The sequence below is a fragment of the Micromonospora sp. NPDC005206 genome (assembly GCF_040608175.1).
In the GTDB taxonomy this organism is placed as follows: domain Bacteria; phylum Actinomycetota; class Actinomycetes; order Mycobacteriales; family Micromonosporaceae; genus Micromonospora.
Map to the genome: position 1 here is coordinate 38,975 of NZ_JBEXHU010000029.1, position 24,433 is coordinate 63,407.

The following is a 24,433-nucleotide window of genomic DNA, read 5'->3' on the forward strand; positions in this document are numbered from 1 at the left end:
TCTGTTCTGCGGTTAATCGGAGGGTCGGTCGAGCTGGTCCCGGCGCGGCGCGGCGGGTCGGGGCCGCCGCGCGACGGCCGGCCGGGTCAGCCGACCGCGCCCTCCATCTGGAGTTCGATCAGCCGGTTCAGCTCCAGGGCGTACTCCATGGGGAGTTCCTTGGCGATCGGCTCGATGAAGCCACGCACGATCATGGCCATCGCCTCGTCCTCGCTCAGGCCGCGGCTCATCAGGTAGAAGAGCTGGTCGTCACTGATCTTGGAGACGGTCGCCTCGTGCCCCATCGACACGTCGTCCTCGCGGATGTCGACGTACGGGTAGGTGTCCGAGCGGGAGATCGTGTCGACCAGCAGCGCGTCGCACTTGACCGTGCTCCGGCTGTGGTGCGAACCCTCCAGCACCTGCACCAGACCCCGGTACGAGGTGCGGCCGCCGCCCCGGGCGATCGACTTCGACACGATGGTCGAGGAGGTGTGCGGCGCAGCGTGCACCATCTTGGCGCCGGCGTCCTGGTGCTGGCCCTCGCCGGCCATGGCCACCGAGAGCACCTCGCCCTTGGCGTGCTCGCCGGTCATGTAGACCGCCGGGTACTTCATAGTCACCTTGGAGCCGATGTTGCCGTCGACCCACTCCATGGTCGCGCCCTCGTGGCACACGGCGCGCTTGGTGACCAGGTTGTAGACGTTGTTCGACCAGTTCTGGATGGTCGTGTAGCGGCAGCGCGCGTTCTTCTTGACGATGATCTCCACGACCGCGCTGTGCAGCGAGTCGGAGGAGTAGAGCGGCGCGGTGCATCCCTCGACGTAGTGCACGTACGCACCCTCGTCGACGATGATCAGCGTCCGCTCGAACTGGCCCATGTTCTCCGTGTTGATCCGGAAGTAGGCCTGCAGCGGGATCTCCACGTGCACACCCTTCGGCACGTAGATGAACGAGCCACCGGACCATACGGAGGTGTTCAGCGCGGCGAACTTGTTGTCGCCGACCGGAATCACCGTGCCGAAGTACTCCTTGAACACGTCCTCGTGCTCACGCAGCGCGGTGTCGGTGTCCAGGAAGAGGACGCCCTGCTCCTCAAGGTCCTCACGGATCTTGTGGTAGACGACCTCGGACTCGTACTGCGCCGCGACACCGGCGACCAGCCGCTGCTTCTCCGCCTCCGGGATGCCCAGCCGGTCGTAGGTGTTCTTGATGTCCTCGGGCAGGTCCTCCCAGCTGGTGGCCTGCTTCTCGGTGGACCGAACGAAGTACTTGATGTTGTCGAAGTCGATCCCGGTGAGGTCGGCGCCCCAGGCCGGCATCGGCTTGCGGCCGAACAGCCGGAGACCCTTCAGGCGCAGGTCGAGCATCCAGGCCGGCTCGTTCTTCTTCGCCGAGATGTCCCGCACCACCGCCTCGTTGATGCCGCGCTGGGCGACCGCCCCGGCGGCGTCCGGGTCGGACCAGCCGTACTCGTAGCGACCCAGAGCGGCGAGCTGCTCTTCCTGGGTCAGGGGCTGGACGATCTGCTCGGTCATCTATCTGTCCTCACAGTGGTGACGGGATTACCGGATTGGACGCGGCCCGGCTGGGTCGGAATGTGCGTGGTGCACACACCGTCGCCGTGCGCGATGGTGGCCAGGCGCTGTACGTGGGTGCCGACCAGACGGGAGATCACCGCGGTCTCGGCCTCGCACAGCTGAGGAAACTCGGCGGCCACGTGCGCCACCGGGCAGTGGTGCTGGCAGAGCTGGCCGCCGGAGGCGATCGTGGTCGCGTTGGCAGCGTAACCCTCGGCGGTGAGCGCTCCGGCGAGTGCCTCCGCCCGTGCGAGCGGGTCGTCGCCGGCGTCCTCCATGGCGGTCCGACAACGCGCCTCCAGGGCGGCCACCTGCTCGGTGGCGAACGCCTCGACCGCGCCCGAGCCGCCGCTGCGGGCGATCCAGCGCAACGCGGCGGTGGCCATGTTGTCGTAGTGGTGGGTGCCACAGCGGACCCGGGCGGCCTCGGTCAGCAGGAACACCTTGGCCGGACGCCCCCGACCGCGGCTGCCCTGCACGGTCTGCTCGCGGGCGACCACGTCACCGTCGGCGAGCATGGCGTCCAGATGCCGGCGGATCGCGGCGGGGCTGAGCCCGAGCGCCTCCCCGAGCTGCGCGGCGGTGGTGGCCCCCCGCTCCAGCAGCAGCTGGGTGACCCGGTCCCGGGTGGAGACCTCGGTCGGCGCGGTGCCGCTGAGCGCGGCTGACGTGGTCACGACCGGCGCGGACGCGCTCGCACCGACGGCCGGACCGGCCGTCGGCTGCTGCCCGGAGAGCGCCGCCACGTTTTTCACAACGCCAACGTTACGTAATTACCCGGAGGGTCGCAAACCCGGGCCCCGGTGATCCGAACCACCGACCTGGCGGAGTCGGACGAACCTCGATCACTACGGTGCGTAGGATTTGCGCCGTGAACCGATACGTCCGTCCGGTCTCCGGCACCCTGCTGCGCCGCCTCGCGCTCACCTCGATCATCGCGAACGTGGGCATCGTCGTCACCGGCGGGGCCGTCCGGTTGACCGCCTCGGGCCTCGGCTGCCCCACCTGGCCCCGGTGCACGGACGCGTCGTACGTCGCGACGTCGGAAATGGGCGGGCACGGCGTGATCGAGTTCGGCAACCGGATGCTGACCTTCGCGGTGGGCCTGATCGCGCTGGCCACCGTGCTGGCGGTGCTGGCACACCGGCCACGCCGGCCCGGTCTGCTGGCGCTGGCCGTCGCGGTCTTCCTGGGCATTCCCGCCCAGGCGGTGATCGGTGGTATCACCGTGCTCACCAACCTCAACCCGTGGGTGGTCGGGCTGCACTTCCTCGCCTCGATGGGGGTGATCGCCGCCGCGTACGCCCTCTGGCGGCGGATCGCCGACCCGGACGGGCCGACGGTGGCCGTGGTCCCGGCGCCGCTGCGCACCCTGGCCCGGGTCACCACGGGCGTCGGCGTCGCCGTGCTGGTCATCGGCACCTGGGTCACCGGCAGCGGCCCGCACGCCGGCGACCAGGGCGCGGCCCGCAACGGCCTGGACCCGGAGTCGATCTCCCAGGTGCACGCCGACAGCGTCTTCCTGCTGATCGGTCTCTCGGTGGCGCTGATCTTCGCGTTCCGCGCGGTCGGCGCACAGCGGGCCACCCGGGCCGCCGTCGTCCTGCTCGCGGTGGAGCTGGGTCAGGGCCTCATCGGTTTCGTGCAGTACTTCACCCACGTGCCGGCGATCCTGGTCGGCGAACACATGTTCGGCTCCTGCCTGGTGCTGCTGGCCACCCTCTCGGTGCAGTGGTCCACCCGCGAACGCCGCCCGGTCGCCCCCGCACCCCGGGCCACCACCCCCGCCGACACCGAAGCCGTCCCGGCCACCGCCTGAGCGCGCCCCGCGCCCCGCGCCCCGCGCCCCGCGCCCCGCGCCCCGCGCCAAGATCGTGCTCGTTCCTGGCTGTAGTGGTGTCGGCCGCGCGGGATGCCATGCCACTACATCCAGGATGTTGCGCGATCTTGCGGGCTGTAGGCCCGCCACGCGATCTTGCCGGCCGAAGCCCGCCACGCGTTGTCGGCTGTGGCCCCACCGTCCGGATATCGGACGCCGGGTGTTGCGTCGAGTGAAGCAGAGCAAAGGACGGCCGACCACCGTCGGCGGGTCGGTCCGCCCGACCCGAGATCCGCGCAACCTCAGAAGAGGCGTGGCGCACCGCGGCCACAACTTCATACGCAAGTTGCGCGGATCTCGGAGTGGGGACGCCCTGCGAAGGTCAGCCGCGGCGGGCCAGGTGGGTGGTGACGGCCTCGGCGAGGCGGTCGGGTGCGCCGTCGGCGTAGCCGATGAAGAGCGACGGCTCGGTCAGCTCGAGCTCGACCAGGACCGGCGCGCCGTCCGGGCCGGGGATCAGGTCGACCCGGGCGTAGAGCAGCTGAGCCGTGCCGCCCGGCACCACCGCCAGGGTCTTCTCCGCCACCGCCAGCTGTGCCGGGGCCGCGGTGCGGGCCGTGATCTCCTCGGCCTTGTAGAGCCCGTCCGGGCCGAGGTCCGGCCCGGTCAGCATCGGGCCCTTGCGGATCGCGTGGCTGAACGCGAGCCCGTCCGGACCGGCCAGGAAGAGCAGCGCCGTCTCGCCCTCGGTGTCGACCGCGGTCAGGTACGGCTGGATCATCGTCACCCGACCGGCGTCGGAGAGCCGGCGTACGTGCGCACCAGCGAGTTCCCGGTGTTCCGGGTCGGCCAGGTCGTACCGGCCGGTGTCCTGGCTGCCCGCGCTGACCGCCGGCTTGATCACGTACTCACCGGTGTCGGCCGGCGGCAGCCAGCTCTCCCCCGGCTCGACCCAGGACGTCGGCACGGTCGGCACACCGGCCGCGCTGAGCTCGGCGAGGTAGCGCTTGTCGGTGTTCCACCGCACCACGTCGGCCGGGTTGACCAACGCCGGTACGGAGGCGGCCCAGGCGACGAACTCGTCGCGGCGCAGCGCGTAGTCCCACGGTGAGCGGAGCACGATGAGGTCATAGGAGGACCAGTCGACGTCCGGGTCGTCCCAGACGACCGCCTCGGCGGCGATCCCCCGGGCGGCGAGCGGGGCGAGGACCAGCCGGTCGTCCGGGTCGAGGTCGACGAGGTCTGTGCAGGTCACGAGAGCGACCCGGGGTTCCCCCCGGGTCGACTGATAGTGGTTGGTCAATTCAGGTGTCTATCTCAGCGGGCCATCGTGCGCCGGGCCATCGACCGCCAGAGGTCGTTGCTCGGGCGCATCTGGTCCATCAGTTCACGCTCCCAGGCGTTCTCGACGGTGACTCCCGCCTTGGCGCACGCCTCCCGCGCGGTGACGGTGTCGTCGGCGAACTGGTCGCCCCACTCACCGTCGGTACCCACGAGGACGATTCGCGCGCCACGCTTGCCGACGTACTCGATGACCGCCTTCGCTCCGCCGTGTCCGGCGGCGAACGCCCTGAGGCCCGCGACCAGGCCGTGGGGCGCCTGCTCGCCGGCGGTCTGCTCGGCCGTCAGCGTCGTATCGGAACCATCTGCCATGACGCGAAGCCTAAGCAGAGTTGCACTCGGAAGGGCGAGAACCATGGAGCTTTTGTGATGCCAATTACCTACAGGTTTAAGGAATACCATAGGTTTGCTGTCCGGTTTTATCAGGACTTTTGCGCTCAAAGCACGTGGCTAAATCCGGACTCAAACCCCGCAGGTTGAGCCGATCTGACTCATGCTGAAAGTTACGCTGATGTGACGTTAAACCCGGACAACTCATCCATGGCCGTGATTAGTCGAAGAATGCCACCCTCACCTGCGGCCGAGGCCTGGCATCGGGCGGCGTGGGTCAGATCAGCGCGTCGACCGCGACGGCCACGAAGAGGATGGTCAGGTACGTCGTCGACCAGTGGAACAGCCGCATCGGCTTGACCGCCTCGCCGCGCGTCGCCCGCCGGCAGAGCCGGTGCGCCTCGACCAGGAAGATGGCGCCCACCACCAGGGTCGGTACGCCGTAGATCGCGCTGAGCCCCAGCGGCCAGACGGCGAGGGAGGTGAGCACGGTGAGCCAGGCGAAGATCAGGATCTCGGCGTTCACCCGGCGGGTGGAGGCCACCACCGGCAGCATCGGGATCCCGGCCCGGGCGTAGTCGTCCTTGTACTTCATGGCGAGCGGGTAGAAGTGCGGCATCTGCCAGAAGAAGACCACCGCGAACAGCCCCCAGGCGGCCGGCGCCAGCGAGCCGGTCACCGCCGCCCAACCGATCAGCACCGGCGCGGCCCCGCAGGCCCCGCCCCAGAAGGTGTTCGTCGGGGTGGAGCGCTTGAGCCACAGGGTGTAGACGAGGTCGTAGTACGCGATCGCGGCGAGGGTCAGCCCGGCGGCCAGCAGGTTGGTGAGCGCCGCCATGAGGACGACCGAGACCGCCGCCAGCACCAGACCGAAGATCAACGCGCTCCGCGGCGACACGGTGTGCGCCGGCAGCGGCCGACGCTTCGTACGCCGCATCAACTGGTCGATGTCCCGGTCGATGTAGCAGTTGAGCACGCTGGCCGCGCCCGCGGCGAGCGAGCCGCCGACCAGCACCACGGCCATCAGCCACAGCGACGGCAGACGGCCTTCGGCGAGCATCATCGTCGGAATGGTGGTGACCAGCAGCAACTCCACGATCCGCGGCTTGGTGAGCGCCACGTACGCCGAGAGGATCGCGCGCACGTCCCGCCGCGCCACCGGACCCTCGGCCGCCCGCGCCGGGGGGTGCCCGGCGGGGTTGCTCGCGGGGCGCTCGGTGATCATGCTCACGGATTGCCACCTTCCGGCATCGGCACGGGGAGATCGGATCGGCAGGACCCGCTCGGGTCCGCATCCGACCCACACACTACGCGTTGTCGTTTTGGCTGCCCGGCCGACCCGACAACGGTGCGGGCCGTCACACCACCGGGTCGAACGACGCGACGCGCCGCAACGTACCGAACACCATGCAGAGATCCCCGGGCGGACGTTTAGGAACGCTCGATAGGGTCACCAGTGAGGGTTCCGCCCATCTGCCGAGGAGCACAACCATCGTGGCTGCCAACCGACCCGAGCACTCCGCACTCAACTGGTCCGACCTCGACCGCCGGGCCGTCGACACCGTCCGTGTGCTGGCCATGGATGCCGTGGAGAAATCCGGCAATGGCCACCCGGGCACCGCGATGAGCCTGGCGCCCGCGGCGTACCTGCTCTTCAACCGGGTCATGCGGCACAACCCGGCCGACCCGAACTGGCCCGGCCGGGACCGGTTCGTGCTGTCCGCCGGGCACTCCAGCCTGACGCTCTACATCCAGTTGTTCCTCTCCGGCTACCCGATGAGCCTGTCCGACCTGCAGTCGCTGCGGCAGTGGGGCTCGCTCACCCCGGGTCACCCCGAGCACGGGCACATCCCGGGCGTGGAGACCACCACCGGTCCCCTCGGGCAGGGCCTGGGCAACGCGGTCGGCATGGCCATGGCGGCCCGCCGCGAGCGCGGCCTGTTCGACCCGGAGACCGAGCCCGGCGCGTCCGTCTTCGACCACGACATCTGGTGCATCGTCTCGGACGGTGACATCGAGGAGGGCATCAGCCACGAGGCCAGCGCCCTCGCCGGGCACCAGCAGCTGGGCAACCTCACGGTGATCTACGACGACAACGAGATCTCGATCGAGGACGACACCCGGATCGCCAAGAGCGAGGACGTGGCCGCCCGCTACGAGGCGTACGGCTGGCACGTGCAGACGGTCGACTGGCGCATCGGCGACGCCGACCAGGGCGACTACCACGAGGACGCGGAGGCGCTCTACCAGGCGCTGCTGGCCGCCAAGGCGGAGACCGGGCGTCCCTCCTTCATCGCGCTGCGCACCATCATCGGCTGGCCCGCGCCCAACAAGCAGAACACCGGCAAGATCCACGGTTCGGCGCTCGGCGCCGACGAGGTGAAAGCCACCAAGCGGATCCTCGGCTTCGACCCGGACAAGACCTTCGACGTCGACGAGGAGGTGCTCGGCAACGCCCGGAAGGTGATGGCCCGCGGCTCCGCGGACCAGGAGCAGTGGACCACCGCGTTCGACGCCTGGAAGGCGGCGAACCCGGAGCGCACGGCGCTCTACGAGCGGATGGCCGGCCGGGTGCTGCCCGAGGGCTGGGCCGACGCGCTGCCCACCTTCCCCGCCGACGCCAAGGGCCTGGCCACCCGGGCCGCCTCCGGCAAGGTGCTGGAGGCGCTCGCGCCGGTGCTGCCGGAGCTGTGGGGCGGCTCGGCCGACCTGGCCGAGAGCAACAACACCACCATGAAGGGCGAGCCGTCCTTCATCCCGGCCACGCACGCCACCAAGGACTTCCCGGGCCACGAGTACGGCCGCACGCTGCACTTCGGCATCCGCGAGCACGCCATGGGAGCGATCCTCAACGGCATCGCCCTGCACGGCGGCACCCGCCCGTACGGCGGCACCTTCCTGGTGTTCAGCGACTACATGCGCCCCTCGGTGCGGCTGGCCGCGCTGATGAAGCTGCCGGTGACCTACGTCTGGACGCACGACTCGATCGGTCTCGGCGAGGACGGTCCGACCCACCAGCCGGTGGAGCACATGACCGCCCTGCGCGCCATCCCCGGCCTGGACGTGGTCCGCCCGGCCGACGCCAACGAGACCGCCTGGGCCTGGCGGCTGGCGCTGGAGCACACCGACCGCCCCACCGCGCTGGCGCTGAGCCGCCAGACGCTGCCGACGCTGGACCGCGACGTCCTGGGCGGCGCGGACGGGGTGGCCAAGGGCGGCTACGTGCTGGCCGAGGCGTCCAACGGCAAGCCGCAGGTGATCATCGTCGGCACCGGCTCCGAGGTGCAGCTCTGCCTGACCGCCCGGGAGCGCCTGGAGGCCGACGGCACGCCCACCCGGGTGGTTTCGATGCCCTGCCAGGAGTGGTTCTACGAGCAGGACGAGGCGTACCGGGAGTCGGTGCTCCCACGCGGGGTAAAGGCACGGGTGAGCGTGGAGGCGGGCATCGCGATGTCCTGGCGCGGCGTCGTCGGCGACCTCGGCGAGAGCGTCAGCCTGGAGCACTACGGGGCGAGCGCCCCGCACACCGTGCTCTTCGAGCAGTTCGGGTTCACCGGTGACCGGATCGTGGCGGCGGCACACGCCTCGCTGGCCCGGGTGGGCGACATCACCGGTTTCACTACCGGCAACTGAGGGGAGCGTGGACGGCATGACGGACAGGCTGAGTGAGCTCACCGCCACGGGTGTGGCGGTGTGGCTGGACGATATTTCCCGGGTACGCCTGAGCTCCGGCGGGCTGGACCAGCTGCGGCGGGAGAAGCGCGTCGTCGGTGTCACCACCAACCCGACAATCTTCGCGAAGGCGCTGAGCGACGCAGACGAGTACAACTGGCAGCTGCGCGACCTCGCCGCCCGTGGGGTGGACGTCGAGGAGGCCGTGCGCATGCTCACCACGTACGACGTGCGGTGGGCCTGCGACGTGATGCGCCCGGCGCACGACCAGAGCGCCGGCGTCGACGGCCGGGTCTCCATCGAGGTGGACCCACGGTTGGCGCACGAGAGCGACCGGACGGTCGCCGAGGCCAAGGCGCTGTGGTGGCTGGTCGACCGGCCCAACCTCTTCATCAAGATCCCGGCCACCGAGGCGGGCCTCCCGGCGATCACCGCCACGCTGGCCGAGGGGATCAGCGTCAACGTGACCCTGATCTTCGGTCTGGACCGCTACTCCGCGGTGATGGAGGCGTTCCTGGCCGGCCTGGAGCAGGCCAAGGCGAACGGTCACGACCTTTCCACCATCGGGTCCGTGGCGTCCTTCTTCGTCTCCCGTGTCGACTCCGAGGTCGACAAGAGGCTCGAGAAGATCGGCTCCGATCCGGCGAAGGCGGTCAAGGGCAAGGCGGCCGTCGCCAACGCCCAGCTGGCGTACGAGCGCTACGGCGAGGTGTTCTCCTCCGACCGTTGGCAGGCGCTCGCCGACGCCGGCGCGCACCCCCAGCGCCCCCTGTGGGCCTCCACCTCGACGAAGAACCCGGACTACCGGGACGTCATCTACGTCGAGGAGCTGATCGCGCCCGGAACGGTCAACACCATGCCGGAGGCGGTCATCCACGCGTACGCCGACCACGGTGAGACCCACGGCGACACCATCACCGGCTCCTACGACGCGGCCCGCAAGGTCTTCACCGAGCTGGAGTCGGTCGGGGTGGACATGGCCGACGTGATCGCCACCCTGGAGCGCGAGGGCGTGGAGAAGTTCGCGACCAGCTGGCAGGAGCTGATCGACGGCGTCCGCAAGTCGCTGGACGCGGCGGCTAAGGGCAGGGGTGCGCCGAACAAGGCCGCCAAGGGCAACGCCAAGGCCGCCGAGAAGGCCGGTGGTAACGCATGAGCGACCTGCTGGCCGGGCCTGTGGAGGCCGCAGCCGGGCTCGCCGTGTACGGCGCGGACGCGGTCGACAAGTCCGCGCCCGCCTCGACCCGCGACGCGCTGATCAAGTCCGGCGTCGCGGGCAAGCTGGCGGCCAAGGACCCGAGCCTGTGGGGGCCGGACGCCGAAGCCGAGGCGAAGATCCGGCTGGGCTGGGTGGACACCCACCGGCGTAGCCGGGAGCTGCTGGCACAGCTGGCCGAGTTGACCGCGGAGCTGGCCGACCTGGACCACGTGGTGCTCGCCGGCATGGGCGGCTCGTCGCTGGCCCCCGAGGTGATCGCCCGCACCATGGGTCGGCCGCTGACGGTGCTGGACACGACCGACCCGGGCCAGGTCCGGGCGGCGCTGGGTGACCGGCTGGAGCGCACCGTGGTGGTGGTGGCCAGCAAGTCCGGCTCGACGGTGGAGACGGACAGCCACCGACGCGCCTACTGGCAGGCGTTCCTGGACGCCGGGATGACCGAGGCGGAGGCCGGTCGGCACTTCGTCATCGTCACCGACCCCGGCTCGCCGCTGGAGGCCACCGCCACCGAGATGGGCGCGTTCACCGTGCTGGCCGACCCGAACGTGGGCGGCCGGTACTCGGCGCTGACCGCGTTCGGGCTGGTGCCCTCGGCGCTGGCCGGGGTCGAGGTGGCGGAGCTGATCGACCAGGCCGACGCGTTGGCCGCGTCGCTCGCCGGGGATCGGGACAACCCGGCCCTCGCGCTGGGCGCCGCGCTGGGCGCCGCCGCAACGCTGGCCCAGGACAAGGTCGCACTGATCTCCGACGGCACCGGCATCGAGGGGTTCGGCGACTGGGCCGAGCAGTTGATCGCCGAGTCGACCGGCAAGGCCGGGGTGGGCATCCTGCCGGTGGTCGTCGAGTCTCCACGGAGCGCCGGCGCCACCGGCCCGGACGTGCTGACCGTCAGCTACGGCGGCGCACTGGCCCCCGGTGACACGCCGGGCGGCGGAGCCGACCCGGACGTGGCGGTCAACGGCCCACTCGGCGCGCAGTTCCTGGCCTGGGAGTACGCGACCGCGGTGGCCGGGGTGGTGCTCGGCATCGACCCGTTCAACCAGCCGAACGTCACCGAGTCCAAGGAGAACACCAACAAGATCCTGGCCTCGGGCCTGCCGGCGGAGACGCCGTCGTTCACCGAGGGCGCGATCGAGGTGTACGCGCCGCAGGGCGCCCCCGGTGACCTGTCCGGCGTACTGCGCTGGCTGCTCGACGGGATGGGCGACGACGGCTACCTGGCGGTGATGGCGTACCTGGACCGGTTCGCCGACGCGGACGCGGGCCGGCTGCGTTCGCTGCTGGCCGAAGCGGCCGGCCGGCCGGTCACCTTCGGTTGGGGACCACGGTTCCTGCACTCCACCGGCCAGTACCACAAGGGCGGCCCGCAGGTGGGCAGCTACCTCCAGGTGACCGGCGCGGTCGCCGAGGACCTGCCGGTGCCGGGCAAGCCGTACACCTTCGGCGAGTTGCAGGCGGCGCAGGCCGCCGGTGACCGGCAGGCCCTCGTGGGCCGGGAGCGGCCGCTCCTGCGGCTGCACCTGACCGACCGGGCCGCCGGCGTCGCCCAACTGCTCGACGCGGCCGGTGAGCTGCGGGCGTGAGGATGGACGACGTGACGCAAGCGGAGCGAGGAGGCGGCGTGAACCCGCTGCGCGACCCGCAGGACCGCCGGCTGCCCCGGATCCCCGAGCCGTGCGCTCTGGTGATCTTCGGGGTGACCGGCGACCTGGCCCGCAAGAAGCTGCTCCCGGCGGTCTACGACCTGGCCAACCGGGGGCTGCTCCCGCCTGGTTTCGTGGTGCTCGGCTTCGCCCGCCGCGACTGGGGTGACGGCGACTTCGAGACGCTGGCCTGCGAGGCGGCACGCAAGCACGCGCGTACTCCGTGGCGGGACGAGGTGTGGGCACGGCTGGCCGGCAACATCAAGTTCGTCGGCGGGTCGTTCGACGACGACGCCGCCTTCGACCAGCTCGCCACGACGCTGGACGAGCTGCGGCAGAGCCACGGCATCACCGGCAACGCGGCGTTCTACTTCTCCATCCCCCCGCCCGCTTTCCCGGTCGTGCTCAAGCAACTGGCCCGCACCGGGATGGCCGACAACGAGAAGTCCGGCGGCTGGCGCCGGGTGGTGGTGGAGAAGCCGTTCGGCAACGACCTGCCCTCGGCGAAGGCGCTCAACGACCTGGTCGACGACGTCTTCACCCGCCAGGACGTCTTCCGCATCGACCACTACCTGGGCAAGGAGACGGTCCAGAACATTCTCGCCCTGCGGTTCGCCAACAACCTGTTCGAGCCGCTGTGGAACTCCAAGTACGTCGACTCGGTGCAGATCACCATGGCCGAGGACGTCGGCATCGGCAGCCGCGCGGGCTTCTACGACACCGTCGGCACCGCCCGCGACGTACTCCAGAACCACCTGCTCCAGCTCCTGGCCCTGGTGGCGATGGAGGAGCCGACCAGCTTCGACGCCGACGAGATCCGGACCGAGAAGCTGAAGGTGCTCAGGGCGATCACCCTGCCCAAGGACGTGGCCCGGGACACCGTGCGCGGCCAGTACCTGCCGGGGTGGGTCGGCGGTGAGCGCGCGGTCGGCTACCTGGAGGAGCAGGGCGTTCCCTCCGACTCCACCACCGAGACGTACGTGGCGGTGCGGCTCGGCATCCAGAACCGCCGCTGGGCCGAGGTGCCGTTCTACATCCGGGCCGGCAAGCGGCTGCCCCGGCGGGTCACCGAGGTCGCCATCATGTTCAAGAAGGCGCCGCACCTGCCGTTCAACGACGCCGACATGGAGTCGCTGGGCAACAACCAGCTGGTCATCCGGGTCCAGCCGGACGAGGGCGTGGTGCTCAAGTTCGGCTCGAAGGTGCCGGGCACCACGATGGAGGTCCGCGACATCGCGATGGACTTCCAGTACGGCGAGGCGTTCACCGAGTCCAGCCCGGAGGCGTACGAGCGGCTGGTGCTGGACGTGCTGATCGGCGACCGCACGCTCTTCCCGGACGCGGCGGAGGTCGAGCAGAGCTGGCAGGTGATCGACCCGCTGGAGCACGCCTGGGAGGGCACCACGCCGGAGCCGTACCGCTCCGGCGAGTGGGGGCCGCGGGCAGCCGACGAGATGCTGGCCCACGAGGGCCGCGCCTGGCGGCGAGCGTGAGCGAGCGCGGCGAGCGAACCGGCAGGGACAGCAGCGGGGCGCTCGCGCCGCCGCGAAGCGGTGGTGTGAGCGCGGGCAGCGAGCGAACCAGGAGGCTCCAGTGATCGGGCTGTGGGACACCACCGGCAACGAGGTGGTCAAGGCGCTCGCCGCCGAGCGGCGCAGCGCCGGCGGGGTGGCCAGCGGCATGGCGCTCACCCTCATCGTGGTGGTGGACGAGAAGCGGGTCCGGGAGGCGGAGGCGGCGGCGACGATCGCGGCGGCCGCCCACCCGTGCCGGCTGGTGGTGGTGGTCCGCTCCGAGATCGAGCGGGACCGCAACCGGCTGGACGCGGAGATCGTGGTCGGTGGCCGGCTCGGCCCGTGCGAGGCGGTGGTCACCCGGATGTACGGACGGCTGGCCCTGCACGCCGAGTCGGTCGTGATGCCGCTGCTGGTCCCGGACGTGCCGGTGGTCACCTGGTGGCACGGCGAGCCGCCGGCCGAGGTCGCCACCGACTTCCTCGGCGTGGTCGCCGACCGGCGGATCACCGACACGGCGCAAGCCACCGACCCGGTGGAGGCGCTGCGGCAGCGGGCCCGGGACTACGCCCCGGGCGACACCGATCTGGCGTGGACCCGGATCACCCCGTGGCGGAGCCTGGTCGCCGGGGCGTTCGACACCACCGAGGCGCGGGTCACCGAGGCGACCATCGTGGCGCCGCCCAGCGACCCGACGGCGGAGCTGATGGCCGGTTGGCTTGGCAGCCGGCTCGGCATCACCCCACGCCGGGTGGCCAGCGACGAGTTCCCGCGGATGCGTGAGGTGGAGCTGACCTGCGCCAACGGCGACCACCTGACGTTGACCCGCGAGGACAGCATGGCGGTGTTCCGGCGGACCGGCCAGGAAGACCGGGCCCTGCCGCTGGTGCGTCGGCCGCTCGGTGACGAGCTCGCCGAGGAGCTGCGCCGGCTGGACGCCGACCAGGTGTACGCGGAGGCGTTGGGCGCCACCGCCGGGCTGCGCGGCCTGGAGCAGCGCCCACCGCAGCGGGTGCACGTCTGGAAGGATCCGGCCACCGCCCAGCGCGCCGAGGCCGGGGTCACCGCGCACGCCGGCACGAGCGGCGAGCGCTGAGCCCGCCGGCGTCCGGGGCACCACATCGGGCAGGGTCCGGTGACCCTGAGGTCCCTGCCTCCGGGGCACTCCGCCCCGCCACATCCGGGCACCGGCCCGGGCACGACGCGACAGCGACCGCCCCGCGGTCGGGAAACGAAGGCACAACCAATGAGTGAGGCGACTGTCGCCGTCCACGCCGACGCCGATCTGCTGGCGCAGGCCGTGGCGGCCCGGCTGCTGGTGAAGCTGCTCGACGCCCAGGCCGACCGGGGCGAGGCCTCGGTGGTGCTCACCGGCGGGCGGATCGCCGCGGCCGTGTACCGGGCGGTGGCACACCTGCCGGCCCGCGACGCGGTGGACTGGTCCCGGGTCGACGTGTGGTGGGGCGACGAGCGGTTCCTGCCCGCCGGCGACCCGGAGCGCAACGAGACCCAGGCCCGCGCCGCCCTGCTGGACGTGGTGCCGCTGAACCCGGCCCGGGTGCACCCGATGCCCGCCTCCGACGGCCCGGCCGGCAACGACCCCGAGGCGGCTGCCGCCGCGTACGCGGAGGAGCTGGCGCGCGCCGCCCGACCCGGGCACGCCGTGCTGCCGCACTTCGACGTGCTGATGCTGGGCGTCGGGGAGGACGGACACGTTGCCTCGATCTTCCCCGAGCACCCGGTGCACTACGAGAGCCGGCCGTGCAGCGCGGTGCGGGGCAGCCCGAAGCCGCCGCCGGTGCGGACCACCCTCACCCTGTCGACGATCAACACCGCCGAGGAGGTCTGGCTGGTGGCTGGCGGCGCGGACAAGGCGCGGGCGGTGGGCATGGCGCTGGCCGGGGCCGGACCGGTGCAGTTACCGGCCGCCGGGGTGCACGGCGTGGACCGTACCCGCTGGCTGCTGGACCGGGCGGCGGCCGCCGACGTGCCCGCCCGCCTGCGCAGCCTGCGCTGACCGCTGCGCACCCCGCGCTGAAAGGAAGGGTCCCTTATTAACGCGTAGCGTTAATAAGGGACCCTTCCTTTCATTCGCCCCTGCGGCGGCGCAGCGCGGCGAGCGCCTCGGCCAGCAGCGCCTCGCCCTCCTCGGCGGTACGCCGCTCCTTCACGTACGCCAGGTGGCTCTTGTACGGCTCGGCGCGGGCCCGCCCGGGCGGGTTCTGCGCGTCCTGCCCGGCGGGTAGACCGCAGCGGGGACAGTCCCACAGCGGCGGCGCCACGGCGTCCGCGGCGATCCGGATGCTGGTCCGGTGGTCGTTGCGGCACCAGTAGGTGACGTCCTGTCGGGGGGCGGGAGGGTGTCGCTCGTCCGGACGGACGGGTGCGGACCCGATCCGGGCGCCGCGGATGACATTGCCACTCGGCACGGCTGCTCGCTCCTGTCGTCGGAGGGACCCGCCGTCTTCAGGGGTGGGCGGCGGGCGACGCGGTGCAGCGGAGAAAAGCCTGCGCGCGGCCCGTCTGGTGACGGACCGCGCGCAGATTGTACGACTTACGGGCCTGCTCAGGCGCCGCTGTTCATCTGGAGGCGGAGCCAGAGCCCCAGCCCGATGATGGCGGCGAACCAGACGACACTCACCAGAACGGTGTAGCGGTCCAGGTTCTTCTCCGCCACCGAAGAGCCGGCGAGGCTGGAGCTGACGCCACCGCCGAACATGCTCGACAGACCGCCGCCCTTGCCACGGTGCAGCAGGATGAGCAAGGTGAGCAGGACGCTCGTGATGATCAGCAACACGATCAACGTGTATGCGAACCAGATCGGCATGGCTGGGGTCAGTCCTCTCGTAGCGATCCTCGCCCGGTCTGATCGGGCACGGCGGCACCGACCGGCGGACGGGCGGGGTCAAGGATACCGAGCGATCAGCGGGCGATGTGCTCCGGGAACCGGCAGATCTGCGCGAATTCCTCCGCGTCCAGGCTGGCGCCACCCACCAGGCCCCCGTCCACGTCCGTCTGGGCCATGATCGTGGCGATGTTGGACGCCTTGACCGAGCCGCCGTAGAGGACCCGGACCTGGTCCGCGGTGTCCTGGCCGAAGCGCTCCACCAGCCGCTGGCGGACCGCGCCGCAGACCTCCTGGGCGTCCCCCGGCGTCGCGGTCTTGCCGGTACCGATCGCCCAGACCGGCTCGTACGCGATCACCACCTGCCGCACCTGCTCGGGGGTGAGCCCGGCGAGGCCACCGTCGAGCTGGTCGGAGCAGTGCGCCACGTGCCCGCCCTGCTCGCGAACGTCCAGCCCCTCCCCCACGCAGAGGATCGGGGTCAGGCCGTGCGCCAGCGCCGCCTTCACCTTGGCGTTGACCAGCGCGTCGTCCTCGTGGTGGTAGGCCCGCCGCTCGGAGTGCCCGACGACGACGTACGAGCACCCGAGCTTGGCCAGCATCGCGCCCGAGATCTCCCCGGTGTACGCGCCCGACGCGTGCGGCGAGAGGTCCTGCGCGCCGTACCCGATGAGCAGCTTGTCCCCGTCCACCGCCGTCTGCACGGTGCGCAGATCGGTGAAGGGCGGCAGGACGACCGTCTCGACCTCGGTGAGCTGCTTCTCGGTGAGGCTCGCGGCCAGCTTCTGCACCAGCAGGTTGGCCTCGAGGTGGTTGAGGTTCATCTTCCAGTTGCCGGCCATCAGTGGCCGGCGGGCGGTGCTCGCCATTCAGTTCTCCAGGGCCGCGATGCCGGGGAGGGTCTTGCCCTCGAGGTATTCCAGGGAGGCGCCGCCGCCGGTGGAGATGTGCCCGAAGGACGTCTCGTCGAGGCCCAGCGCACGGACCGCCGCCGCCGAGTCGCCGCCACCGACGACGCTGAACGCGTCGGCCTTGGTGATCGCCTCGGCGACCCCCCGGGTGCCCGCCGCGAACGCCGGCATCTCGAACACGCCCATCGGGCCGTTCCAGAAGACCGTCTTCGCCTGGGACAGCGCGGCGGCGAAGCCGGCCACCGTCTCCGGGCCGATGTCCAGACCCAGCCGGTGGCTCGGGATGCCGTCGACGCGGACCGTGTCGTGCGTGGCGTCCGGGGCGAACGCGTCCGCGACCACCACGTCGACCGGGAGCATGATCTTGCCTGCGGCCCGCTCCAGCAGGTTGCCGCAGGTCTCGACCATGTCCTTCTCCAGCAGCGAGGTGCCCACCTCCAGGCCCTGGGCCTTGAGGAAGGTGAAGCACATGCCGCCGCCGATGAGCAGCCGGTCGACCGTGGGCAGCAGAGCCTCGATCACCGCCAGCTTGTCGGAGACCTTGGACCCGCCGAGCACCACCACGTACGGCCGCGCGGGGTCGCTGGTGAGCGTGGAGAGCACCTCCACCTCGCGCAGCACCAGCCGGCCGGCCACGTGCGGCAGCCGGGCCGGCACGTCGTACACGCTGGCGTGCTTGCGGTGCACGGCGCCGAACGCGTCGTCGACGTACGCGTCGCCGAACGCGGCGAGCTGATCGGCGAAAGCGCCCCGCTCGGCGTCGTCCTTGCTGGTCTCACCCGCGTTGAAGCGCAGGTTCTCCAGAAGGGCGACCTGGCCGTCGGCCAGGCCCGCGACGGTGGAGCGGGCGGAGTCGCCGACCGTGTCGGTGGCGAAGTGCACCGGCGCGCCGAGCAGCTCACCGAGCCGCCCGGCGACCGAGCGGAGGCTGAACTGCTGGTCCGGCGTGCCCTTCGGACGACCCAGGTGCGAGCAGACGACCACCTTGGCACCGGCCTCGACCAGCGCGCCGAGGGTCGGCAGCACCGCGCGGATGCGCCCATCGTCGCTGATGGCGCCGGTCTGCTTGTCGAGCGGGACGTTCAGGTCGGCGCGCACCAGCACGCGCCGACCCGACACCCCCTCGGCGAGCAGGTCGTCGAGGGTACGGATGCTCACAGCGACGAACCCACCAGCTTGACCAGGTCGACCAGGCGGTTGGAGTAGCCCCACTCGTTGTCGTACCAGCCGACGACCTTGACCTGGTTGCCGACCACCTTGGTCAGCGGCGCGTCGAAGATGCACGACGCCGGGTCGGTGACGATGTCGGTGGAGACGATCGGGTCCTCGTTGTAGACCAGGATGCCCTTGAGCGGGCCGTCCGCGGCGGCCTTGAGCGCGGCGTTGACCTCGTCCACGGTGGTCTCGCGACCCACGTTGACGGTGAGGTCGGTGACCGAGCCGGTCGGGATCGGCACCCGCAGGGCGTACCCGTCGAGCTTGCCCTTGAGGTCCGGCAGCACCAGGCCGATCGCCTTGGCGGCGCCGGTGGAGGTCGGCACGATGTTGAGCGCGGCGGCCCGGGCCCGGCGGAGGTCCTTGTGCGGGGCGTCCTGGAGGTTCTGGTCCTGGGTGTACGCGTGGATCGTCGTCATCAGACCGTGCTGGATGCCGAACGTGTCGTGCAGGACCTTCGCCATCGGGGCGAGGCAGTTGGTGGTGCACGAAGCGTTGGAGATGATGGTGTGCTTCGCCGGGTCGTAGGTGTCCTGGTTGACGCCCATGACGACCGTGACGTCCTCGTTCTTCGCCGGGGCGGAGATGATGACCTTCTTGGCCCCGCCGGCGACGTGCGCCTTGGCCTTGGTGGCGTCGGTGAAGAAGCCGGTCGACTCGATGACGACGTCGGCGCCGACCTCGCCCCACGGCAGCGACGCCGGGTCCTTCTCGGCGTACGCCTTGATGGTCTTGCCACCGACGGTGATCTCGTCGGCGGTCGCCTTGACCTCGTACGGCAGGCGACCCAGGATGCTGTCGTACTTGAGCAGGTGGGCGAGCGTGGCGTTGTCGGTCAGGTCGTTCACCGCCACAACCTCGATGTCGGCGTCGGACGCCAGCACTGCCCGGAAGAAGTTACGGCCGATCCGGCCGAAGCCGTTGATGCCAACCCGGATGGTCACAGGTCCCATCTCCTCGCGTTCTGGTCCGCCGGCTTCAGACAACGGGCCGGCGGAGTGGTGTGCGCCGACCGTTGGAGCCGGCCGTTGACGGTTCATCTCGGCCACCCCGCCGCGGTCTGAGGACCTGACCGCCCGAGGCGGTGGGCACGACGAGGAGTGCCTGTGTCGGCCCCCTTGCCGTACGCAGCGACCATATCCGAGCGTGCGCGGCCACGCTGCGCCGGGTGGTGTTCCCGGGCGCACCGTGCGGCCCCACCGTCCTATCAGACCACGAGCATGTCGGGCGTGACGGCCGCTTCGGTATCCGGGATGCCGAGGTCCCGGGCCCGCTTGTCGGCCAGCGCCAGCAGCCGGCGGATCCGCCCGGCGATGGCGTCCTTGGTCAGCGGAGGCTCGGCCAGCGCGCCCAGCTCCTCCAGCGACGCCTGCCGGTGCTCCAGGCGCAGCCGGCCAGCGTCGGTCAGGTGGTTGGGCGCCTCGTCGGCGAGGATCTCCAGCGCCCGGGTCACCCGGGCGGCGGCGGCCACCGCGGCGCGCGCCGAGCGGCGCAGGTTGGCGTCGTCGAAGTTGGCCAGCCGGTTGGCGGTGGCCCGTACCTCGCGGCGGACCCGGCGCTCCTCCCAGGCCAGCACGCTGGAGTGCGCGCCGATCCGGGTGAGCAGCGCGGCGATGGCGTCACCGTCCTTGACCACCACCCGGTCCACCCCGCGCACCTCGCGGTTCTTGGCGGTGATCCCGATCCGACGGGCCGCGCCGACCAGCGCCAGCGCCGACTCCGGCCCCGGACAGGTGATCTCCAGGGCGCTGGACCGGCCGGGCTCGGTGAGCGAGCCGTGCGCCATGAAGGCGCCCCGCCAGGCGGAGACCGCGCAGCAGACGTTTGCCGCCACCACGTGCGGGGGCAGCCCGCGTACCGGCCGGCCGCGTACGTCCAGCAGGCCGGTCTGCCGGGCCAGGGCCTCGCCGTCCTTGACCACGCGGACGATGAAGTGGCTGCCCTTGCGCAGGCCGCCGGAGGCCAGCACGTGGATCTCACTGGGGTACCCGTAGACCTCAGCGATCTCCCGGCGCAGCCGTCGGGCCACCGCCCCGGTGTCCAGCTCCGCCTCCACCACCACGCGGCCGGAGACGATGTGCAGGCCCCCGGCGAAGCGCAGCAGTGCGGCCATCTCCGCCCGCCGACAGCAGGGCTTGGGCACGTCGACCCGACTCAGCTCGTCCTTGACCGCGGCCGTCATCGCCATTGTGCGTCCCCTCACGGACCGGTTCCGGCGTGTCGCCGGAGATTACGTACGTGTCTAACGATCGGCACCCAGGACAGGCACCAGCGCGGCGCCCAGGGCAGCCGGATCATGGCGGGGAGTGCCGTCGATGACGGCGACGGGGGCGAGGACCAGGCGGGCACCCAGCGATTCTGCCGCACGTTCGACCGGTTCGGGGTCACCCACCGCCTTGGCGTCGGCCAGCACAAGATCCACCTTGAGCTCGGGAAGGTACCAGTGCAGCGCCGCGAGGTGGTCGGCGACGGAGAGCCCGAGGGTCTCCTTCTCCGCGGCGAGGTTCAGGGTGACCAGTCGCCGGGCCGGGCTGGACACGATCGCGTCGGCCAGCTGCGGCACCAGCAGGTGCGGTAGCACGCTGGTGTACCAGCTGCCCGGCCCGAAGATCAGCCAGTCCGCCGCGCCGATCGCGGCCAGCGCCTCGGCGCAGGCCGCCGGGGCGGTCGGGCTGAGCCGCAGCGACTCGACCCGCCCGGTGGTGACCGCCACCTGGTGCTGGCCGCGCACGGTGCGCACCTCGTCCGGCGCGGCCGGGTCGGCGCCCCGCACCCGGGCCTCGATGCCCACCGGTTCGCGGGACATGGGCAGTACCCGGCCGACCGCGCCGAGCATGGCGCCGGCGTGCTCCAGCGCGGCCACCGGGTCACCGAGCAGCTCCATCAGGCCGCAGAGCACCAGGTTGCCGACCGCGTGCCCGGCCAGCCCGTCGGCCCGGGCCGCCGCCCGGCCGGCGCCACCGTCCGGACCGCCCGCCGCCGGGTCCGCGCCGGTCGCCGCGTCGGCGGGCGCGGCGGCGAAGCGGTGCTGGAACAGCCCGGCGCTGCGCCGCGTGGCGGGATGGTCCCCGGCCAGCGCGACCAGCGCCTGCCGCAGGTCACCGGGGGGCAGGCCACCCCGCTCGGCGCGCAGCCGGCCGCTGGAGCCACCGTCGTCGCCGACGGTGACCACGGCGGTGATGTCCAGATCAAGTTCGGGGGCGCAGTGGCGCAGCGCGCGCAGTGAGGCGGAGAGGCCGTGCCCACCGCCGAACGCCACCACCCGGCGGGCCGTCATTCCCGCCCCAGGTCGCGGTGCTGGGCGTTGGCCGCCAACCCGGACTGGCGCAACCGGCCGGCCAGCTCCTCGGCGATGGCGACGCTGCGGTGCTTGCCGCCGGTGCAGCCCACGGCGACCGTCAGATACCGCTTGCCCTCCCGCTCGAAGCCGGCCGTGGTGGCGTTGACCAGGTCGGCGTACGAGGCGACGAAGGCGTCGGCGCCCTCCTGGCCCAGCACGTACGCGCTGACCGCCTCCTCCCGCCCGGTGTGCTCGCGCAGCTCCGGCACCCAGTACGGGTTGGGCAGGAACCGGGCGTCCAGCACGAAATCGGCGTCCGGTGGCAGGCCGTACTTGAAGCCGAACGACAGCACGGTGACCCGCAGCCGGCGGGCGTCCTCGCCGCCGAACAGCTCCTCGATGCGTCGGCGGAGCTGGTTGACGTTCAGGTGGCTGGTGTCGATGATCACGTCGGCCTGGTCGCGAGCCTCCTCGAGCAGCCCACGCTCCACGGCGATGCCGTCGGCCAGCCGCCCGTCGCCCTGCAACGGGTGCGAACGCCGGACGCTCTCGAACCGCCGGATCAGCACCTCGTCGTCGGCGTCGACGAAGACCACCCGGGGTGAGAAGCCGCGCTCCTTGAGCTCCCGGATCGCCCCGGCCAGGTCCGTGGAGAAGGCGCGCGAGCGTACGTCCAGCACCATCGCGGTACGCCGGGCAGCGCCGCCGGCCTTGAACGCCAGCTCGGCCATGTCGAGCATCAGCGCCTGCGGCAGGTTGTCCACCACGTAGTACCCGACGTTCTCCAACGCCCGGGCGACCGTGCTGCGGCCGCCGCCGGACAGCCCGGTGACCACCACGAGTGTGGTCTCCGACTCGGCCGTCGGCGGCCCGTCGATGGCCTCCGGGACGTCGATCCGGTCACTGGCTGTGCGCGCCTCGCTCACCCGTACCCCCAAGCCGTGGCGCCGCGGCCGCCATCGGCCGCGATTGGTCAATCAGCGACTCTATCCCGCCGCCCGGCCCAGGTCGGGCACCCGTCACCGGTCGGCCCGGCCCGGCCCGGTCACCCATCTCTCCGGGTGCGCCGGGCGTGCGCTGTCGGGGTGGGCTCGTAGACTCCGCGGATGGCTTCCCCCACCGACCTGCGTACCGAGGACGCGCTGCCGGTGCTGCGCCGGGTGTTCGGCTACGACGCCTTCCGCGGTTTTCAGCAGGAGGTGATCGACCACGTGGTGGCCGGCGGTGACGCGCTGGTGTTGATGCCCACCGGCGGCGGCAAGTCGCTCTGCTACCAGATCCCGGCGCTGGTCCGTGACGGCGTCGCGGTCGTCGTGTCCCCGCTGATCGCCCTGATGCAGGACCAGGTGGACGCGCTCACCGCGGTCGGTGTGCGGGCCGGCTTCCTCAACTCGACCCAGACTCTCGACGCCCGGCGCCGGGTCGAGGCGGCCTTCCTCGCCGGCGAGCTGGATCTGCTCTACCTGGCGCCGGAGGCGCTCGGCGTGCGGTCCACCCTCGCCCTGCTCGACCGGGGCAGGCTCGGGCTCTTCGCGATCGACGAGGCGCACTGCGTGTCCCAGTGGGGGCACGACTTCCGCCCCGACTACCTGGCGCTGTCGATGCTGCACGAGCGGTGGCCGGAGGTGCCCCGGATCGCGCTCACCGCCACCGCGACCAGCGCCACCCGCACCGAGATCGCCAGCCGGCTCAAGCTCGACGACGCCCGCCACTTCGTGGCCAGCTTCGACCGGCCCAACATCCAGTACCGGATCGTGCCCAAGCGCGAGCCACGCAAGCAGTTGCTGACCCTGCTGCGCGATGAGCACCCCGGCGACGCGGGGATCGTCTACTGCCTGTCCCGGGCCTCGGTGGACAAGACGGCCGAGTTCCTCACCGCCAACGGGATCGCCGCGCTGCCCTACCACGCCGGCCTGGACGCGGCCACCCGCGCCGCCAACCAGCAGCGCTTCCTGCGCGAGGACGGCCTGGTGATGGTGGCCACCATCGCCTTCGGCATGGGCATCGACAAGCCCGACGTCCGGTTCGTCGCGCACCTCGACCTGCCCAAGTCGGTCGAGGGCTACTACCAGGAGACCGGCCGCGCCGGCCGGGACGGGCTGCCGTCCACGGCCTGGCTGGCGTACGGGCTCCAAGACGTGGTCCAGCAGCGCAAGATGATCGAGACGTCCGACGGCGACCTCGCGCACCGCCGCAACCTCGCCGCGCACCTGGACGCGATGCTCGCGCTCTGCGAGACGGTGCGCTGCCGGCGCGTCCAGCTGCTCGAATACTTCGGCGAGCCGGCGACCGCCGCCTGCGGCAACTGCGACACCTGCCTCAGCCCGCCGGAGTCCTGGGACGGCACGGTCGCCGCGCAGAAGTTGCTCTCCACCGTCTTTCGTCTCGACCGCGAGCGCAACCAGCGGTTTGGCGCCGGGCAGTGCATCGACATCCTGCTCGGCAAGCAGACCGACAAGATCAGCCAGCACGGCCACGACGCGCTCACCGTCTTCGGCATCGGCACCGAGCTGAGCGAAGCGGAGTGGCGGGGCGTGGTCCGGCAGCTGCTCGCCGAGGGGCTGCTCGCCGTGGAGGGCGACTACGGCACGTTGGCGCTGACCGAGGCGAGCGCCGAGGTGCTGGGGCGCCGGCGCACCGTCACGATGCGCCGCGAGCCGGAGAAGCCGGCGTCGAGCCGGTCGACGAAGCCGCGCGGCGCGGCCACCGTGGTCGCGGACCTGGGCCCGGCCGCCACGGCGGTCTTCGAGCGGCTGCGCGGCTGGCGGGCGGCCACCGCAAAGGAGCAGGGCGTCCCGGCGTACGTGATCTTCCACGACGCCACGCTGCGACAGATCGCGAGCAACGCGCCTGGCTCGCTGGCCGATCTGTCCCGGGTCAGCGGGGTCGGCGAGAACAAGCTCGCCAAGTACGGCGAGCAGATCCTGGCGGTCCTCGCCGCCGACACCGCCCCGGCCTGACGTCGAGCTGGGCATGACGAAAGGGCCGGACCCTGGTTGGGGTCCGGCCCTTGTCATCGTGGTTGGGTCAGCTGGTGGCGTAGCCGCGGGTGGCGATCCAGTCGGCGAGGTGCTCGACGGTGACC

At 71.6% G+C, this 24,433-nt stretch carries 21 protein-coding genes; 8 read left to right on the plus strand and 13 right to left on the minus strand.

What is annotated here, in order from left to right:
- Positions 1-86: 86 nt before the first annotated feature.
- A complete protein-coding gene (sufB, locus tag ABZU69_RS32670) occupies positions 87-1,517 on the minus strand; it encodes a Fe-S cluster assembly protein SufB (protein ID WP_074312771.1) in 1,431 nt (476 codons plus the stop codon).
- Complete coding sequence (locus ABZU69_RS32675; protein ID WP_354968166.1) at positions 1,514-2,236, minus strand: HTH domain-containing protein; 723 nt, start codon at positions 2,234-2,236, stop codon at positions 1,514-1,516. The genes sufB and ABZU69_RS32675 overlap by 4 nt, the downstream gene beginning before the upstream one ends.
- 176 nt (positions 2,237-2,412) lie before the next feature.
- On the opposite strand from ABZU69_RS32675, the gene ABZU69_RS32680 reads away from it, so the two are divergent.
- Complete coding sequence (locus ABZU69_RS32680; RefSeq protein WP_354968149.1) at positions 2,413-3,378, plus strand: COX15/CtaA family protein; 966 nt, start codon at positions 2,413-2,415, stop codon at positions 3,376-3,378.
- 382 nt (positions 3,379-3,760) lie between these two features.
- On the opposite strand, the gene ABZU69_RS32685 is transcribed toward ABZU69_RS32680, so the two are convergent.
- The 3 genes from ABZU69_RS32685 to ABZU69_RS32695 all read right to left on the minus strand — a co-directional run bounded on the left by ABZU69_RS32685 (position 3,761) and on the right by ABZU69_RS32695 (position 6,280).
- Positions 3,761-4,681, minus strand: coding sequence for a hypothetical protein (locus ABZU69_RS32685; RefSeq protein ID WP_354968150.1), 921 nt, complete (start codon positions 4,679-4,681; stop codon positions 3,761-3,763).
- Between the two features lie 14 nt (positions 4,682-4,695).
- Positions 4,696-5,031: a hypothetical protein gene (locus ABZU69_RS32690; RefSeq protein WP_089019865.1), complete on the minus strand. Its 336-nt coding sequence runs from the start codon at positions 5,029-5,031 to the stop codon at positions 4,696-4,698.
- A 295-nt stretch (positions 5,032-5,326) separates the two neighbouring features.
- Positions 5,327-6,280 (minus strand): heme o synthase, encoded by a 954-nt coding sequence (locus ABZU69_RS32695; RefSeq protein WP_354968151.1) that lies wholly within the window; start codon positions 6,278-6,280, stop codon positions 5,327-5,329.
- A gap of 263 nt (positions 6,281-6,543) precedes the next feature.
- Between ABZU69_RS32695 and tkt the strand changes: the two genes are divergently transcribed.
- The 6 genes from tkt to pgl all read left to right on the plus strand — a co-directional run bounded on the left by tkt (position 6,544) and on the right by pgl (position 15,114).
- Positions 6,544-8,682, plus strand: coding sequence for a transketolase (gene tkt / locus ABZU69_RS32700; protein WP_354968152.1), 2,139 nt, complete (start codon positions 6,544-6,546; stop codon positions 8,680-8,682).
- A 16-nt stretch (positions 8,683-8,698) separates the two neighbouring features.
- The gene (tal, locus tag ABZU69_RS32705; protein WP_354968153.1) at positions 8,699-9,877 is read left to right on the plus strand and encodes a transaldolase; all 1,179 of its coding nucleotides are present in this window, start codon (positions 8,699-8,701) and stop codon (positions 9,875-9,877) included.
- Positions 9,874-11,523, plus strand: coding sequence for a glucose-6-phosphate isomerase (locus ABZU69_RS32710; RefSeq protein WP_354968154.1), 1,650 nt, complete (start codon positions 9,874-9,876; stop codon positions 11,521-11,523). The genes tal and ABZU69_RS32710 overlap by 4 nt, the downstream gene beginning before the upstream one ends.
- Positions 11,524-11,525: 2 nt before the next feature.
- Entirely contained in the window at positions 11,526-13,076 is a 1,551-nt protein-coding gene (gene zwf, locus ABZU69_RS32715) for a glucose-6-phosphate dehydrogenase (protein WP_354968167.1), read from the plus strand.
- Between the two features lie 100 nt (positions 13,077-13,176).
- A complete protein-coding gene (locus tag ABZU69_RS32720) occupies positions 13,177-14,193 on the plus strand; it encodes a glucose-6-phosphate dehydrogenase assembly protein OpcA (RefSeq protein ID WP_354968155.1) in 1,017 nt (338 codons plus the stop codon).
- 150 nt (positions 14,194-14,343) lie between these two features.
- Positions 14,344-15,114, plus strand: a complete 771-nt coding sequence (gene pgl / locus ABZU69_RS32725) for a 6-phosphogluconolactonase (RefSeq protein ID WP_354968156.1) — start codon at positions 14,344-14,346, stop codon at positions 15,112-15,114.
- Positions 15,115-15,184: 70 nt separating this feature from the next.
- Here the strand turns inward: pgl and ABZU69_RS32730 are convergent, their stop codons facing one another.
- The 8 genes from ABZU69_RS32730 to rapZ form a co-directional block, all read right to left on the minus strand.
- Positions 15,185-15,526: an RNA polymerase-binding protein RbpA gene (locus ABZU69_RS32730; RefSeq protein ID WP_210918114.1), complete on the minus strand. Its 342-nt coding sequence runs from the start codon at positions 15,524-15,526 to the stop codon at positions 15,185-15,187.
- A 137-nt stretch (positions 15,527-15,663) separates the two neighbouring features.
- Complete coding sequence (secG, locus tag ABZU69_RS32735; protein WP_089019857.1) at positions 15,664-15,924, minus strand: preprotein translocase subunit SecG; 261 nt, start codon at positions 15,922-15,924, stop codon at positions 15,664-15,666.
- Between the two features lie 95 nt (positions 15,925-16,019).
- Positions 16,020-16,811: a triose-phosphate isomerase gene (gene tpiA / locus ABZU69_RS32740; RefSeq protein ID WP_354968157.1), complete on the minus strand. Its 792-nt coding sequence runs from the start codon at positions 16,809-16,811 to the stop codon at positions 16,020-16,022.
- A complete protein-coding gene (locus tag ABZU69_RS32745; RefSeq protein ID WP_354968158.1) occupies positions 16,812-18,011 on the minus strand; it encodes a phosphoglycerate kinase in 1,200 nt (399 codons plus the stop codon).
- A complete protein-coding gene (gap, locus tag ABZU69_RS32750) occupies positions 18,008-19,012 on the minus strand; it encodes a type I glyceraldehyde-3-phosphate dehydrogenase (protein ID WP_354968159.1) in 1,005 nt (334 codons plus the stop codon). Before gap ends, ABZU69_RS32745 begins: the two co-directional genes overlap by 4 nt.
- 263 nt (positions 19,013-19,275) lie before the next feature.
- Positions 19,276-20,256, minus strand: a complete 981-nt coding sequence (whiA, locus tag ABZU69_RS32755; RefSeq protein WP_074312802.1) for a DNA-binding protein WhiA — start codon at positions 20,254-20,256, stop codon at positions 19,276-19,278.
- Positions 20,257-20,310: 54 nt separating this feature from the next.
- A complete protein-coding gene (locus tag ABZU69_RS32760) occupies positions 20,311-21,345 on the minus strand; it encodes a 2-phospho-L-lactate transferase CofD family protein (RefSeq protein ID WP_354968160.1) in 1,035 nt (344 codons plus the stop codon).
- On the minus strand, positions 21,342-22,244 hold the full coding sequence (gene rapZ / locus ABZU69_RS32765) for an RNase adapter RapZ (protein ID WP_354968168.1): 903 nt from the start codon (positions 22,242-22,244) through the stop codon (positions 21,342-21,344). Before rapZ ends, ABZU69_RS32760 begins: the two co-directional genes overlap by 4 nt.
- A 210-nt stretch (positions 22,245-22,454) precedes the next feature.
- Between rapZ and recQ the strand changes: the two genes are divergently transcribed.
- Positions 22,455-24,308, plus strand: coding sequence for a DNA helicase RecQ (gene recQ / locus ABZU69_RS32770; RefSeq protein WP_354968161.1), 1,854 nt, complete (start codon positions 22,455-22,457; stop codon positions 24,306-24,308).
- The last annotated feature ends 125 nt before the right edge of the window (positions 24,309-24,433 follow it).